At 56.9% G+C, this 14266-nt stretch carries 16 protein-coding genes and 1 other annotated feature; of the genes, 14 read left to right on the forward strand and 2 right to left on the reverse strand.

Annotation, left to right across the window (positions count from 1 at the left end; genetic code table 11):
- Positions 1–35: 35 nt before the first annotated feature.
- On the reverse strand, positions 36–725 hold the full coding sequence (locus ABTW55_RS22380) for a MarC family NAAT transporter (protein WP_033653915.1): 690 nt from the start codon (positions 723–725) through the stop codon (positions 36–38).
- A gap of 382 nt (positions 726–1107) precedes the next feature.
- On the opposite strand from ABTW55_RS22380, the gene ABTW55_RS22385 reads away from it, so the two are divergent.
- From ABTW55_RS22385 to ihfA, 10 genes are all read left to right on the forward strand, one after another.
- Positions 1108–2157, forward strand: coding sequence for a hypothetical protein (locus ABTW55_RS22385; RefSeq protein ID WP_039566428.1), 1050 nt, complete (start codon positions 1108–1110; stop codon positions 2155–2157).
- A gap of 239 nt (positions 2158–2396) precedes the next feature.
- On the forward strand, positions 2397–3020 hold the full coding sequence (locus ABTW55_RS22390) for a hypothetical protein (protein ID WP_060420816.1): 624 nt from the start codon (positions 2397–2399) through the stop codon (positions 3018–3020).
- A gap of 215 nt (positions 3021–3235) precedes the next feature.
- Complete coding sequence (thrS, locus tag ABTW55_RS22395; RefSeq protein WP_025159696.1) at positions 3236–5164, forward strand: threonine--tRNA ligase; 1929 nt, start codon at positions 3236–3238, stop codon at positions 5162–5164.
- A 3-nt stretch (positions 5165–5167) separates the two neighbouring features.
- The gene (gene infC, locus ABTW55_RS22400; RefSeq protein ID WP_048233542.1) at positions 5168–5719 is read left to right on the forward strand and encodes a translation initiation factor IF-3; all 552 of its coding nucleotides are present in this window, start codon (positions 5168–5170) and stop codon (positions 5717–5719) included.
- A 98-nt stretch (positions 5720–5817) separates the two neighbouring features.
- Complete coding sequence (gene rpmI / locus ABTW55_RS22405) at positions 5818–6015, forward strand: 50S ribosomal protein L35 (RefSeq protein ID WP_004931418.1); 198 nt, start codon at positions 5818–5820, stop codon at positions 6013–6015.
- A 43-nt stretch (positions 6016–6058) separates the two neighbouring features.
- Positions 6059–6415 (forward strand): 50S ribosomal protein L20, encoded by a 357-nt coding sequence (rplT, locus tag ABTW55_RS22410; protein ID WP_004931417.1) that lies wholly within the window; start codon positions 6059–6061, stop codon positions 6413–6415.
- A 113-nt stretch (positions 6416–6528) separates the two neighbouring features.
- Positions 6529–6651: a sequence feature (Phe leader region), on the forward strand.
- Positions 6533–6577 carry a pheST operon leader peptide PheM gene (pheM, locus tag ABTW55_RS22415; protein ID WP_121626058.1) on the forward strand — a complete coding sequence of 15 codons (45 nt, stop codon included), beginning with the start codon at positions 6533–6535 and terminating at the stop codon, positions 6575–6577. (Overlaps the previous feature by 45 nt.)
- A 172-nt stretch (positions 6652–6823) precedes the next feature.
- The gene (gene pheS, locus ABTW55_RS22420; protein WP_004931416.1) at positions 6824–7807 is read left to right on the forward strand and encodes a phenylalanine--tRNA ligase subunit alpha; all 984 of its coding nucleotides are present in this window, start codon (positions 6824–6826) and stop codon (positions 7805–7807) included.
- A 14-nt stretch (positions 7808–7821) separates the two neighbouring features.
- Positions 7822–10209: a phenylalanine--tRNA ligase subunit beta gene (gene pheT / locus ABTW55_RS22425; protein ID WP_033653918.1), complete on the forward strand. Its 2388-nt coding sequence runs from the start codon at positions 7822–7824 to the stop codon at positions 10207–10209.
- Between the two features lie 4 nt (positions 10210–10213).
- Complete coding sequence (gene ihfA / locus ABTW55_RS22430) at positions 10214–10510, forward strand: integration host factor subunit alpha (protein ID WP_004931414.1); 297 nt, start codon at positions 10214–10216, stop codon at positions 10508–10510.
- A gap of 185 nt (positions 10511–10695) precedes the next feature.
- On the opposite strand, the gene ABTW55_RS22435 is transcribed toward ihfA, so the two are convergent.
- Complete coding sequence (locus ABTW55_RS22435) at positions 10696–10827, reverse strand: hypothetical protein (protein WP_033653919.1); 132 nt, start codon at positions 10825–10827, stop codon at positions 10696–10698.
- 232 nt (positions 10828–11059) lie between these two features.
- On the opposite strand from ABTW55_RS22435, the gene ABTW55_RS22440 reads away from it, so the two are divergent.
- The 4 genes from ABTW55_RS22440 to btuD all read left to right on the forward strand — a co-directional run bounded on the left by ABTW55_RS22440 (position 11060) and on the right by btuD (position 14020).
- A complete protein-coding gene (locus ABTW55_RS22440; protein WP_033638328.1) occupies positions 11060–11476 on the forward strand; it encodes a DUF2502 domain-containing protein in 417 nt (138 codons plus the stop codon).
- Between the two features lie 178 nt (positions 11477–11654).
- The gene (gene btuC, locus ABTW55_RS22445; RefSeq protein ID WP_033638330.1) at positions 11655–12662 is read left to right on the forward strand and encodes a vitamin B12 ABC transporter permease BtuC; all 1008 of its coding nucleotides are present in this window, start codon (positions 11655–11657) and stop codon (positions 12660–12662) included.
- Positions 12663–12707: 45 nt separating this feature from the next.
- Positions 12708–13259 (forward strand): glutathione peroxidase, encoded by a 552-nt coding sequence (locus ABTW55_RS22450; protein ID WP_060387687.1) that lies wholly within the window; start codon positions 12708–12710, stop codon positions 13257–13259.
- A gap of 5 nt (positions 13260–13264) precedes the next feature.
- Complete coding sequence (gene btuD / locus ABTW55_RS22455; RefSeq protein WP_033638333.1) at positions 13265–14020, forward strand: vitamin B12 ABC transporter ATP-binding protein BtuD; 756 nt, start codon at positions 13265–13267, stop codon at positions 14018–14020.
- Positions 14021–14266: the final 246 nt, after the last annotated feature.

Consider the following 14266-nt stretch of genomic DNA (forward strand, 5'->3'; position numbering starts at 1 on the left):
GGCAACGGGCGCGACGACGCGCCCGTTTTTGATCTTTAAGCGGCGGCCGGCGTATAGGTGGAGATGATCTCCAGCACGCCGTTGATGATGAACTGCACGCCCATGCACACCAGCAGGAAGCCCATCAGGCGCGAGATCGCCTCGATGCCGCTTTTCCCCACCAAGCGCATGATGGCGCCGGAACTGAGCAGGCAGCCCCACAGGATCACCGCGACCGTCAGGAAGATGGCGACCGGCGCCACCGCCAGCACCCAGGGTTCAAAACCCAGCGTGTTATCTTTGACGCTCGACGCTGAGCTGATGATCATCGCGATGGTGCCCGGCCCGGCGGTGCTCGGCATGGCGAGCGGCACGAAGGCGATGTTGGCCGAGGTCTTATGGCGCAGCTCGTGCGACTTGCTCTCCACCTCCGGCGCCTCATCGGCGCTTTGTTGCGGGAACAACATGCGGAAACCGATGAAGGCGACGATCAGGCCGCCGGCGATGCGCAGGCCGGGGATCGAAATACCGAAGGTGTTCATCACCACCTGCCCGGCGTAAAACGCCACCGTCATGATGCAGAACACATAAACCGAGGCCATCAGCGACTGCTGATTACGCTCTTCGCGCGTCATATTGCCGGACAACCCGAGCAGCAACGCCACCGTGGTCAGCGGGTTGGCCAGCGGCAACAGCAGCACCAAACCCAGTCCGATGGCCTGGAATAACTGCAAAATACCCGTCATAAAAAACTCCCTGTGCAACGTTCAAGCCGCCACGCGGCGGCCCATGAGCTGAACAGCCTAGCCTGCCGTGCGCCTGGCGGCAATGGGGACAGCTCGTAACGTTAATTAACCGTCGGCCGGCGTTTCATCACTGCCGTTGCACTCGCCGGTGAGCTTCGGTCCATCCTCGCACCCCAGTGGCGCTTCATTGACCGCAATCGCCCGCGGTACCGAACGCTAGCCAAAATGCACCCGCCCATACAGCGTCGTTAATACTGGGCACATATTATTAATTATTTTTAACTGTTTTTACCGTTTAACCGCTTAAGAGATTAAACGCTTCTATACTGGTAAGGCTTTGTGGCATTTCTTCATAATCGAAAAGCTTAAAAGGAGTTTTACTATGGAAGTGGCAAAAGAATGGGTAGCGGCGAAAAAAATCTCCTGGGGCAGCGTCATCGGTGGTGTGATCACCGTATTGGCTGTTTCACTGTTGCTGTCGACGTTGGGCACCAGTTTGGGATTTTCCATCGTGGATCCGACATCAGACGATCCGATCAACGGAGCCGGTACCACCGTAGTGATTTGGTCCGCTGTTTCAATCATCATTAGCTTGGCTGCCGGCGCTTTTATTGCCGGACGTTTGGCTGCTAATGACGGCCTTATTCATGGCTTCCTGGTATGGGCTACGTCACTGATTGTGGCGGCGGTGTTGGGTGGAATGCTGGTCGGGTCTGCAGTGAAGGCCACCGGTAATGCGCTGGGTGCTATCGCTTCGACCTCTGGCAGTTTGCTTTCCGGCGCCGGTTCCGCGATTGGCAAAGGTGCAACCGGGTTGGCAGACGTGGGCGGTAAGGTGTTTGACAAGTTGGGTATCGACACCACGTTGGAACCTGAACAGCTGCATGGTGATGTGGTTACGGCGCTCAAAAAAAGTGGTATTCCGTCATTGCAGCCTGAATTCATGCAGCAACAGTTGAATGCGGCCAAGACTGATTTGGCAGACGCAGTAAAAGCCCTGGCACTTCAGCCTGACAATAGCGATGCGATTATTAAGCAACTGGTCGACAAGCTTAAAAAACATGGTGAGGCCATCTCGCAAGATGTGGATCAAGACACACTGAAAAAAGCTCTGGTTGAAAATACCAATATGACGCCGCAGGAAGTGGACCAGACGGTGAAGAATTTGGTCGACGCCAAAAATAAAACTGCGCAGCTGGTTAATCAGCGCTTGGATGAAGCCGAAGCAAAAATCAATCAGGCAAAACAGGAGTATGCTGAGCTGAAACAGAAGGCGCGCGAACAGGCTGCCGCGGCTGCGGACGAATTGTCTCGGGCTGCCCTGTGGTCATTCTTTGCGTTGTTGATTGGCGCAGTGGTCAGTGCATTGGCAGGCTTGTGGGGCGTTAACACCAATGCCCGACGTGTAACCGTATCATCTCCGCAGGCGTAATCTCCAGGCTCGTTTGCGCGTCTCGATGATATAGGGATGAGAGCCTGAAATACCGACGACGATGAAATGACAGCCAGGAAAGACTGGCGCCTACCCCGGCCATGTGCCGGGGTTTTTATTGTTTGCGGCGTGATTAATGACCACCTTAATCGCTGTGTAGGGTATTAGGCATCAATTGCCACGATCCCTGGGGACAGGTGGATAACATAGATGCGCTGTAAATAATAATGAGTGTGATTATGAAACAAGAACTGCATATTTTGCTGGGGAAAGCCGTTGCCTTTCTGCTCTACTGCGCTTTTTTGGCGGCCTTGGTCGGCCTGGTATTTATCGACGTACACTGGCTGCATAATTTCGTGCATGAAACCTCGCTGACCGAAGCGGCGCAGGAGCTTTTGCTGCTCGCCATCTCCGGCGGTTTCTTCGCCGCGGCCCGGCGGCAGGCTGAACGCCGCTCCGCCTGGATGCTGGTCGGCGGTTTCTTTCTCTGCATGCTGATCCGCGAGATGGATTTCGCCTTCGATGCGCTGTGGCACGGCGCCTGGGTGTGGTTCGCGCTGGCGGTCGCCTTGGCCTGCCTGGTGCATGCAGCGCGGCACATCGCGGCGACGGTGCGCGGCCTGGCCTATTTCGTGACGCATCCCGCCTACGGCATGATGTGCGCCGGCCTGCTGTGCATTCTGGTGTTTTCACGCCTGTTCGGCATGAGCGCGCTGTGGCAAACGCTGATGCTGGACGGCTACAACCGGGTGGTGAAAAACATGGTGGAAGAGGGCTGCGAACTGCTGGGCTACGGCCTGTGCCTGCTGGCCACCCTCAGCTACATGAAAACCGCTTTTGCGCCGGCTGACGCGAAAGCGTGAGGGCGGCGCTTTATTTATCCGGAACAATTTTAGTGATACTATTCGCTTAGCCGAATGTGGCTGAGAAGGTATGCGTTCCATTCTGTATACCCAGTGAGGTTTCAATCTGGCAATTGTGGGCGAGATCTGAAACCTGGCTGACCAAACCCAAAATCCAATTTTCGTACTGCATGTGATCTGTCGTGTGGGTCACCACTGTAGATAAGGAATTATTAATGCCTGTTATTACCCTTCCTGACGGTAGTCAGCGTCATTTCGATCACCCCGTTTCCCCGATGGATGTCGCGCGCGATATCGGCCCTGGCCTGGCGAAAGCCTGTATCGCCGGCCGCGTCAACGGCGAGCTGGTCGACGCCGGCGATCTGATCGAATCGGATGCGCAGCTGGCCATCATCACCATCAAAGATGAGGACGGCCTGGAAATCATGCGCCACTCCTGTGCTCACCTGCTGGGTCATGCGATCAAGCAGCTGTGGCCGGATACCAAAATGGCGATCGGTCCGGTGATCGACAACGGTTTCTATTATGACGTGGATATCGACCGCACCCTGACGCAGGAAGACCTGGATCTGCTGGAAAAGCGGATGCACGAGTTGGCCGATAAGGATTACGACGTCATCAAGAAGAAGGTCAGCTGGCAAGAAGCCCGCGACACCTTCGCTGAGCGCGGCGAAATCTACAAAGTGGCGATCCTGGATGAGAACATCAGCCATGACGATCGTCCTGGCCTGTACCACCACGAAGAATACGTCGACATGTGCCGCGGCCCGCACGTGCCGAACATGCGTTTTTGCCACCATTTCAAGCTGCAGAAAACCTCCGGCGCTTACTGGCGCGGCGACAGCAAAAACAAAATGCTGCAGCGTATCTACGGCACCGCCTGGGCAGACAAGAAGCAGTTGAACGCCTACCTGCAACGCCTGGAAGAAGCGGCCAAGCGCGATCACCGCAAGATCGGCAAACAGCTCGACCTGTATCATATGCAGGAAGAAGCGCCGGGCATGGTGTTCTGGCACAACGACGGTTGGACCATCTTCCGCGAGCTGGAAGCCTTCGTGCGCATGAAGCTCAAAGAGTACCAGTACCAGGAAGTGAAAGGTCCGTTCATGATGGACCGCGTGCTGTGGGAAAAAACCGGCCACTGGGAAAACTACAAAGACGCCATGTTCACCACCGCGTCGGAAAACCGCGAATATTGCATCAAGCCGATGAACTGCCCGGGCCACGTGCAGATCTTCAACCAGGGCCTGAAGTCGTACCGCGATTTGCCGCTGCGCATGGGCGAGTTCGGCAGCTGCCACCGCAATGAGCCATCGGGTTCCCTGCACGGCCTGATGCGCGTGCGCGGATTCACGCAGGATGACGCCCACATCTTCTGTACCGAAGAGCAGGTGCGCGCCGAAGTGAACGAATGCATCCGCATGGTGTATGACGTGTACGGCACTTTCGGCTTCGACAAGATCGCTGTCAAGCTGTCCACTCGCCCGGAAAAACGCATCGGCACCGACGACATGTGGACCCGTGCGGAAGAAGACCTGGCCGCCGCGCTGACCGAGAACGGCATTCCGTTTGAATATCAGCCGGGTGAGGGCGCCTTCTACGGACCGAAAATTGAATTTACCCTGCATGATTGTTTGGATCGCGCATGGCAATGTGGTACCGTGCAGCTCGATTTCTTCTTGCCGGGCCGTTTGGGCGCTTCGTATGTTGGCGAAAACAACGATCGCGTCGTGCCGGTAATGATTCACCGCGCCATTTTGGGCTCCATGGAACGTTTCATCGGTATCCTGACCGAAGAATACGCCGGGTTCTACCCGACCTGGATCGCTCCGGTGCAGGTGGTGGTGATGAATATCACCGACAGCCAGTCTGATTACGTCCAGCAATTGACCAAAAAACTGCAGGATGCAGGCATTCGCGTGAAAGCGGACTTGAGAAATGAGAAGATTGGCTTTAAAATTCGCGAACATACTTTACGTCGAGTCCCTTACATGTTGGTGTGCGGCGACAAAGAGGTCGAAGCAGGCAAAGTTGCCGTTCGTACCCGCCGTGGCAAAGACCTAGGAAGCCTGGACGTAAACGAAGTCGTAGACAAGCTGCTGAAAGAGATTCGCAGCCGTAGTCTTCATCAACTGGAGGAATAAAGTATTAAAGGCGGAAAACGAGTTCAACCGGCGCGTCCTAATCGCATTAACAGAGAAATTCGCGCGCAAGAAGTTCGCCTAACCGGCGTCGATGGCGAGCAGATTGGTATTGTCAGTCTGAATGAAGCTCTTGAAAAAGCTGAGGAAGCGGGCGTTGATTTAGTAGAAATCAGCCCAAATGCCGAACCGCCAGTTTGCCGAATCATGGATTACGGCAAATTCCTCTACGAGAAGAGCAAGTCGACGAAAGAACAGAAGAAGAAGCAAAAAGTTATTCAGGTCAAGGAAATCAAATTCCGTCCTGGCACCGATGATGGCGACTATCAGGTCAAACTACGCAACCTGATTCGCTTTCTGGAAGATGGCGATAAAGCCAAAATCACCCTGCGTTTCCGCGGGCGTGAGATGGCGCACCAGCAGATCGGTATGGAAGTGCTTAACCGCGTCCGTAAAGACCTGTGTGAAGATATGGATCTGGCAGTGGTCGAATCCTTCCCTACGAAGATCGAAGGCCGCCAGATGATTATGGTGCTCGCTCCTAAGAAGAAACAGTAAGGCTTACAAGTAATGGAACCCGCGCGGCGCTTGCGCTGTGTGGGTTTTATTCGCCCAACTGATTCGTTGTTTAACAATGCGAAGTGGATTTAATTAAAATGCCAAAGATTAAAACTGTACGTGGTGCAGCCAAGCGCTTCAAAAAAACCGGCAGCGGTGGTTTTAAGCGTAAACATGCCAACCTGCGTCATATTCTGACCAAAAAAGCAACCAAGCGTAAACGTCACCTGCGTCCGAAAGGCATGGTGTCTAAAAACGATCTGGTCCTGGTTACCGCGTGCCTGCCGTACGCATAAGCCATTTTTTTTGAATTTAGAATAAGACTTTAGGAGAGAGCATATGGCTCGCGTAAAACGTGGTGTAATTGCACGCGCACGTCACAAGAAAATTATGAAGCAGGCGAAAGGCTACTACGGTGCCCGTTCGCGCGTATATCGTGTTGCCTTCCAGGCAGTAATCAAAGCAGGCCAGTATGCTTACCGTGACCGTCGTCAACGTAAGCGTCAGTTCCGTCAGCTGTGGATTGCACGTATCAACGCAGCTGCTCGTCAGAACGGTCTGTCTTACAGCAAGTTCATCAACGGCTTGAAAAAAGCGTCGATCGAAATTGACCGTAAGATCCTGGCTGACATCGCAGTCTTCGACAAAGTGGCCTTCGGCGCACTGGTTGAGAAAGCGAAAGCAGCTCTGGCGTAAGTCAGTAGAAGAGGGAGCTTGCTCCCTCTTTTAATCTTTGTTTTCAGCGACAAATATTGACTTTCATTGTCCGCAGCTATATCACTGGTGGGCAATCATCGACAAGGTACCGCAATCATGCACGCAGCTATTTTTCGTTTCTTTTTTTACTTTAGCGCCTGATTTCAGGAGGCTTTGCGCGTAAGAAAAGAAACGAAAAGTAGCGCCTAAGCCTCCCTCGTGGAGGCTTTTTTGTTTTTGGCCATCGTCCCGCCTTGCAACGCGTTGCGGTGAGTACGGCTGGCGTTCAGCTCAGGTGAGCCGCCCGGCCGGCAACGCATTGAAAAGTCTTTGAAGATTGCTCAAAGGCGTGTTCGAATATAGATAACAATTACTTAGGGCCATCCCGGCCAGAGGAAGAGGAAAGCAATGCCACATCTCGCAGAGCTGGTTGCCAATGCCAAGGCAGCCGTAGAAGATGCCCAGGATGTTGCCGCGTTAGATTTGGTGCGCGTCGAATATTTTGGCAAGAAAGGTCATTTCACCTTGCAGATGCAGTCTCTGCGCGACGTCCCGGCGGAAGATCGTCCGGCGGCCGGTGCGGTGATCAACCAGGCCAAGCAGGAGGTGCAAGACGCCCTGAACGCGCGTAAGAACGCGCTGGAAAGCGCTGCGCTGAACGCGCGCCTGGCGGCTGAAACCATCGACGTCTCCCTGCCGGGCCGTCGCATGGAAAACGGCGGTCTGCATCCGGTGACCCGCACCATCGACCGTATCGAAACCTTCTTCGGCGAGCTGGGCTTCTCCGTTGCCACCGGCCCGGAGATTGAAGACGATTACCACAACTTCGACGCGCTGAACATTCCGGGGCATCACCCGGCGCGCGCCGACCACGATACTTTCTGGTTCGACGCCACGCGCCTGCTGCGCACCCAGACTTCCGGCGTGCAGATCCGCACCATGAAGAACCAGCAGCCGCCGATCCGCATCATTGCGCCGGGCCGCGTTTATCGTAACGACTACGATCAGACGCACACCCCGATGTTCCATCAGATGGAAGGGCTGATCGTCGATAAAGACATCAGTTTCACCAATCTGAAGGGCACGCTGCACGATTTCCTGAACAACTTCTTTGAAGAAGACCTGCAGGTTCGTTTCCGCCCGTCCTACTTCCCGTTCACCGAGCCGTCCGCTGAAGTGGACGTGATGGGCAAGAACGGCAAATGGCTGGAAGTGCTGGGCTGCGGCATGGTGCATCCGAACGTGCTGCGCAACGTGGGCATCGATCCGGAAGTTTACTCCGGTTTCGCCTTCGGTATGGGCATGGAGCGCCTGACGATGCTGCGTTACGGCGTCACCGATCTGCGCGCATTCTTCGAAAACGATCTGCGTTTCCTCAAACAGTTTAAGTAAGGCGGGAATATCACATGAAATTCAGTGAACTCTGGTTGCGCGAGTGGGTAAACCCGGCCATCAGCAGCGAAGCATTATCCGATCAAATCACCATGGCCGGCCTGGAAGTGGACGGCGTGGATCCGGTTGCCGGCGCGTTTAACGGCGTCGTCGTGGGCGAGGTGGTCGAGTGCGGCCAGCACCCGAACGCCGACAAACTGCGCGTCACCAAGGTTAACGTAGGCGGCGAACGCCTGCTCGACATCGTCTGCGGCGCGCCGAACTGCCGTACCGGCCTGAAAGTGGCGGTCGCCACCGTGGGCGCGGTGCTGCCGGGCGACTTCAAAATCAAGGCCGCCAAACTGCGCGGCGAACCTTCGGAAGGCATGCTGTGCTCGTTCTCCGAGCTGGGCATTTCCGACGATCATGACGGCATCATCGAGCTGCCGCTGGATGCGCCGATCGGCACCGACATCCGTGACTACCTGAAACTGAACGACAACACCATCGAGATCAGCGTCACGCCGAACCGCGCCGACTGCCTGGGCATCATCGGCGTCGCGCGCGATGTGGGCGTACTGAACCAGGTTGCGCTGACCGAGCCGGACATGAGCCCGGTGGCCGCCACCATCGACGCCACGCTGCCGATCCGCGTTGACGCGCCGCAGGCGTGCCCACGCTATCTGGGGCGCGTGGTGAAAGGTATCGACGTCAAGGCGCCAAGCCCGCTGTGGATGCGCGAAAAACTGCGTCGTTGCGGCATCCGTTCTATCGATGCCGTGGTAGACGTCACCAACTATGTGCTGCTGGAGCTTGGCCAGCCGATGCACGCTTTCGATCTGGGCCGCATCGACGGCGGCATCGTGGTGCGCATGGCGGAAGAAGGGGAAACCCTGACGCTGCTGGACGGCAACGAAGCCAAACTGAGCGCCGACACCTTAGTGATCGCCGATCATCAAAAAGCGTTGGCGATGGGCGGCATCTTCGGTGGCGAGCATTCCGGCGTCAACGGGGAAACTCAGGACGTGCTGCTGGAATGCGCCTTCTTCAGCCCGCTGTCGATCACCGGCCGTGCACGCCGTCACGGTCTGCACACCGATGCGTCTCACCGCTATGAGCGCGGCGTCGATCCGGCGCTGCAGTACAAAGCGATGGAGCGCGCCACGCGCCTGCTGCTCGACATCTGCGGCGGCCAGGCCGGCCCGGTTATCGACGTAACCCACGAAAACGAACTGCCGAAGCGCGCCACCATCACGCTGCGCCGCGAGAAGCTGGATCGTCTGATCGGCCACGTGGTGCCGAGCGAGCAGGTCAGCGACATTCTGCGCCGCCTGGGCTGCCAGGTGACCGAGCAGGGCGACAGCTGGCAAGCGGTCGCGCCGAGCTGGCGTTTCGATATGGAAATCGAAGAGGATCTGGTGGAAGAAGTGGCGCGCGTTTACGGCTACGACAACATCCCGGATGTGCCGGTGCGCGCCGATCTGGTGATGACCCAGCATCGCGAAGCCGATCTGACGCTCAAGCGCGTGAAGACCATGCTGGTCGATCACGGCTACCAGGAAGCGATCACCTACAGCTTCGTCGATCCGAAAGTGCAGGCGCTGCTGCACCCGAATGAAGAAGCGCTGATCCTGCCGAGCCCGATTTCGGTCGAAATGTCGGCGATGCGCCTGTCGCTGTGGACCGGTTTGCTGTCCGCGGTGGTGTATAACCAGAACCGTCAGCAGACGCGTCTGCGCCTGTTCGAAAGCGGTCTGCGCTTTGTGCCTGATAGTGCGGCAGATCTGGGTATTCGTCAGGACGTCATGCTGGCAGGCGTGATCGCCGGCCATACGCACGATGAGCATTGGGATCTGGCGCGCAAGCCCGTCGACTTCTATGATTTAAAAGGGGATCTGGAGTCTGTCCTCGAACTGACCGGTAAATTATCCGAAATTCAGTTCCGGGCGGAAGCCAATCCGGCCCTGCATCCAGGGCAGAGTGCGGCGATTTATTTGCACGGCGAGCGCGTAGGTTTCATCGGTGTGATTCACCCGGAACTTGAACGTAAACTGGATCTTAACGGCCGCACCGTGGTGTTTGAACTGGAGTGGAACAAGCTTGCGAGCCGCGCCGTGCCTCAGGCGCGGGAGATTTCGCGCTTCCCGGCAAACCGCCGTGATATCGCCGTTGTGGTGGCTGAAAACGTCCCCGCAGAAGATATTTTGGCCGAGTGTAAGAAAGTTGGCGCAAATCAGGTAGTTGGCGTAAACTTGTTTGACGTGTACCGTGGCAAGGGCGTGGCAGAAGGTGACAAGAGCCTGGCTATCAGTCTGGTATTGCAGGATACCGCTCGTACACTGGAAGAAGAGGAGATAGCCGCTACCGTTGCAAAATGCGTAGAGGCTCTAAAACAGCGATTCCAAGCATCCTTGAGGGATTGAACCTATGGCGCTTACTAAAGCTGAAATGTCAGAACACCTGTTTGAGAAGCTTGGGCTTAGCAAACGGGACGCCAAAGACCTGGTGGAACTGTTCTTTGAAGAGGTCCGTCGGGCCCTTGAGAATGGCGAACAGGTAAAACTGTCGGGTTTTGGCAACTTTGATCTGCGTGACAAGAACCAACGTCCGGGGCGTAACCCGAAGACCGGCGAAGACATTCCGATTACGGCGCGCCGCGTGGTGACCTTCCGTCCGGGGCAGAAGCTGAAAAGCCGGGTAGAAAACGCCAGCCCGAAAGGGTGAGTGACGTGTGATATCAAAAAAGGCCGCTTGCGCGGCCTTTTTCTTTTTGGGTATAAAATTCAGTTTATTCCTAATGGGCAATGTAAGAATTAAAATCCTGCGTTCAAACGCTACGGCGAAAGTTTATTTAATCTCGATTTCGGAATATTCTTAACTTTTATTTGGTGAGAGGCATTGTTTTCGCTTCAATAACGGCCGTGATAATGGCCAGGGCCATCGCCACGGTGGCCGCCGCCCCAGTGCGGGCCCCAGCAGCAGGCGCTGAGGCTTGCTGTCAGGGCCACAACGGCCAGCAGGCTGCCTATACGTTTAATCATCTTATTATCCTCCGATGGAAATTCGCTTAATTATAATTGCCGCGCCGCTTGAGAGCCGTCAGTTATTCGTTAAGCCTTGTCAGCGATTATGATAATTAAAGGCGAGGGCAAACAGTGTAGGGATTGTGTAAGGCCGTCGAAAACAATCTGAAAATAGGCATCGGTGAGATAGTGGTTAAATAAACGCGCTGATATAACCACTGCAGCAAGAAAAATAGAGTGAGAAGGCAAAATGAAAAAGATCCTGTTGCTGGTGTGTTTCCCGCTGTTGCTGCCGCTGGCGGCGCAGGCCGATGTCTCTGTCGATATCAATGTGCCGGGCGTTTCTCTGCATCTTGGGGATCAGGACCGTCGCGGCTACTACTGGGATGGTTACGACTGGCGTCCACCGCAGTGGTGGCATGCGCATCAGGGCCGCGGTCTGGGTGAGCGCAATGCGCGCGGCATGTACTGGGACGGCGGCCGCTGGCAGCCATCGCCGCCGCGTGGCTATGATCACCGTGAGCCGGCACGCAGCGGCAATCCGTTCCGCGGCGATCGCGATAATCGCGACCACGAGCGCAATCATGACGATCGCGGTGCTTCCGACCGCCGCGATGACGGCCGCGGCCAGCCTTATCCACCGGGCAACGCCGGCCCGCATCGTTAACCCTGAGTTTATCGGCGGCTGGTTTTGCCATCATCGTTGCGATGACGGGCAAGGCCAGCCGCTGCTTTCCTGCGCCATCATCCACGCAAGGCTTCCCCTTGCGGCGTTAACCCCCTAATATTCGACTCAAACGTCAATTATCCGGCCACGACAGCGGCCGGCAGGGAACCGCCGCGCCATGCCAACCAGCCGTACCTTCACCTTATTGTTGCAACATCAACGCTACCGCGATAAACGCCAGATCGGTCTGTTGGCGCTGGGCGTGGCGGTGGCGTTGCTGTTCAGCCTTTGCGCCGGCGACCAATGGATATGGCCGTCAGAGTGGTTTAGCGATCGGGCGCAACTGTTCGTCTGGCAACTGCGTTTGCCGCGCGCGCTGGCGGTGATGCTGGTCGGCGCCGCCCTGGCGGTGGCGGGCGCGGTAATGCAGGCGCTGTTTGAAAACCCGCTGGCGGAGCCTGGTCTGCTGGGCGTCGCTAACGGCGCCGGCGTAGCGCTGGTGCTCACGGTGTTGTTGGGGCAGGGGTTGTTGCCGGTGGCGCTGATGAGCGCCGCCGCGATAGCCGGTGCGTTGGCGATGACCTTCCTGTTGCTGGGCTTCGCTCGCCGCCGACGTCTGACCAATGCGCGGCTGTTGCTGGTCGGCGTGGCGCTGGGCATCGTGTGCAGCGCGCTGATGACCTGGGCGGTCTATTTCAGCACCAGCCTCGATCTGCGGCAGCTGATGTACTGGATGATGGGCGGTTTCGGCGGTGTCGACTGGCGCCAAAAGTGGCTGGTGCTGGCGCTGCTGCCGGTGCTGCTGTGGTTGTGTGGCCAGGGCAAAGCGCTCAACCTGATGGCGCTGGGCGAGGTACAGGCGCGGCAACTAGGGCTGTCGCTGCATCTGTGGCGTAACCTGCTGGTGCTGGCGATCGGCTGGCTGGTCGGCGTCAGCGTGGCGCTCGCCGGGGTGATTGGCTTCGTTGGGCTGGTGATCCCGCATATCTTGCGGCTTATCGGCCTGACCGACCAACGCTATCTGTTGCCGGCCTGCGCGCTGGCCGGGGCCGGGGTGTTGCTGGTGGCCGATGTGGTTGCCCGCATTGCGCTGCTGGCGGCCGAGCTGCCGATCGGCGTGGTGACCGCCACGCTGGGGGCGCCGCTATTTATCTGGTTACTGACCCGGGCAAAAGGCGTAAGGTAGTTCTCTTCATTCACCTGCCATTACAAAACCAAAGGATGACAACCGATGAGCAAGCCAATCGACAACCTGCCGTTACAAACCATTGAAAATCAGCCGACCACGCTGGGCGCCTACCGGGGTAAGGTGTTGCTGGTGGTCAACGTGGCCTCGGAGTGCGGCCTGACCAAACAGTACGAAGGGCTGGAAGCGCTGTACGAAGCCTACCGCGATCAAGGGCTGGAAGTCCTCGGGTTCCCGTCCAATGAATTCCTGGGCCAGGAGCCGGGCAGCAACGAAGAGATCCTGGCGTTTTGCCGTGGCACCTTCGGCGTGCAATTCCCGATGTTCGCCAAGATTGAGGTGAACGGCGAACGCCGTCATCCGCTGTACCAGGCGCTGATTGCCGCACAGCCGGAGGCTGTCGCACCGCAGGGCAGCGAGTTTCTGGCGCGGATGACCAGCAAAGGGCGTGCGCCGAAGCACACCGGCGATATTCTGTGGAACTTCGAGAAATTCCTGATCGCGCGCGACGGCACGGTGATCCAGCGCTTCTCGCCTGACACTACGCCGGAAGATCCGGCGCTGGTGGCGGCGGTGAAACAAGCGCTGGCAGGATAAGACAGATGCTGCAACTCGTTGAGGTTGGGGTGGCGGGGCGCCTGGCGCCTTTTTCGGCACAGATTGACGGCGGGTTGCAGGTTCACCTGATCGGCCCCAATGGCGCAGGGAAGAGCACCCTGTTGGCGCGGGTGGCGGGCATGCTGCCGGGGCTGGGCGAAATCTGCCTGGACGGACGCGCGTTAGCCGATTATCCGGGGAGCGAGCTGGCGCGCCGACGCGGTTATCTCAGCCAGCAACAGCCGCCGGTATCGCTGATGCCGGTGTTTCAGTATTTGGCGTTGCACCGGCCTGCCGGCGCGGCGCAAACCGAGGTGGAGCACGCCATCCTCTATCTGTGCCAGCGGTTGAAGCTGGTGGATAAGCTGTCACGCACGTTGACGCAGCTTTCCGGTGGCGAATGGCAGCGGGTGCGGCTGGCGGCGGTGTTGCTGCAGGTGTGGCCCAGCGTCAATCCGCACAGCCGATTGTTGTTGCTGGATGAACCGACCAATAGCCTGGATGTGGCGCAAAAGGTCGCGCTGGATCGCCTGCTGCGCGAATTCTGCCAAAGTGGGCGCAGCGCGCTGGTGTGCGCGCACGATCTGAATCATACCCTGCAGCAGGCCGATCGGGTTTGGTTGCTGCACGCTGGGCAGCTGGTCGCGCAGGGCATCACCCGTGAGGTGATGGCGCCCGACCTGTTGTCGCAGATCTATGAAGTGGATTTTCACCTGCAATGGGTGGGGAACCAGCGTTGGATCATGACGCGCACGGCTTAATTCGTCCCGGCAGCATAAATGTAAACGAAAACTAAACGTAGTGAATATAAATAGCCGGGTAATCATCGGCTATTATTGTTCCACCGCTCATTTTATCGTGGGTTTTATTGAAAAACGTCAATGACGTGCTAGGCTTGATTCGGCAAAAATAAAATAAGTAAATAATTATTAATATATATAATAAATTGATTTTCATAGTAAATTTAAATTAATGATGACGGCACCTATCCATCAGTTCTCCCACTG

Source organism: Serratia sp. SM04 (genome assembly GCF_040280225.1).
Classification (GTDB): domain Bacteria; phylum Pseudomonadota; class Gammaproteobacteria; order Enterobacterales; family Enterobacteriaceae; genus Serratia; species Serratia sarumanii.

Bases quoted from the DNA above. Each gene is read 5' to 3' on its own strand.
- ABTW55_RS22380 (WP_033653915.1), bottom strand. From the start codon at position 725: ATGACGGGTATTTTGCAGTTATTCCAGGCCATCGGACTGGGTTTGGTG.
- ABTW55_RS22385 (WP_039566428.1), top strand. From the start codon at position 1,108: ATGGAAGTGGCAAAAGAATGGGTAGCGGCGAAAAAAATCTCCTGGGGC.
- ABTW55_RS22390 (WP_060420816.1), top strand. From the start codon at position 2,397: ATGAAACAAGAACTGCATATTTTGCTGGGGAAAGCCGTTGCCTTTCTG.
- thrS (WP_025159696.1), top strand. From the start codon at position 3,236: ATGCCTGTTATTACCCTTCCTGACGGTAGTCAGCGTCATTTCGATCAC.
- rpmI (WP_004931418.1), top strand. From the start codon at position 5,818: ATGCCAAAGATTAAAACTGTACGTGGTGCAGCCAAGCGCTTCAAAAAA.
- rplT (WP_004931417.1), top strand. From the start codon at position 6,059: ATGGCTCGCGTAAAACGTGGTGTAATTGCACGCGCACGTCACAAGAAA.
- pheS (WP_004931416.1), top strand. From the start codon at position 6,824: ATGCCACATCTCGCAGAGCTGGTTGCCAATGCCAAGGCAGCCGTAGAA.
- pheT (WP_033653918.1), top strand. From the start codon at position 7,822: ATGAAATTCAGTGAACTCTGGTTGCGCGAGTGGGTAAACCCGGCCATC.
- ihfA (WP_004931414.1), top strand. From the start codon at position 10,214: ATGGCGCTTACTAAAGCTGAAATGTCAGAACACCTGTTTGAGAAGCTT.
- ABTW55_RS22435 (WP_033653919.1), bottom strand. From the start codon at position 10,827: ATGATTAAACGTATAGGCAGCCTGCTGGCCGTTGTGGCCCTGACAGCA.
- ABTW55_RS22440 (WP_033638328.1), top strand. From the start codon at position 11,060: ATGAAAAAGATCCTGTTGCTGGTGTGTTTCCCGCTGTTGCTGCCGCTG.
- btuC (WP_033638330.1), top strand. From the start codon at position 11,655: ATGCCAACCAGCCGTACCTTCACCTTATTGTTGCAACATCAACGCTAC.
- ABTW55_RS22450 (WP_060387687.1), top strand. From the start codon at position 12,708: ATGAGCAAGCCAATCGACAACCTGCCGTTACAAACCATTGAAAATCAG.
- btuD (WP_033638333.1), top strand. From the start codon at position 13,265: ATGCTGCAACTCGTTGAGGTTGGGGTGGCGGGGCGCCTGGCGCCTTTT.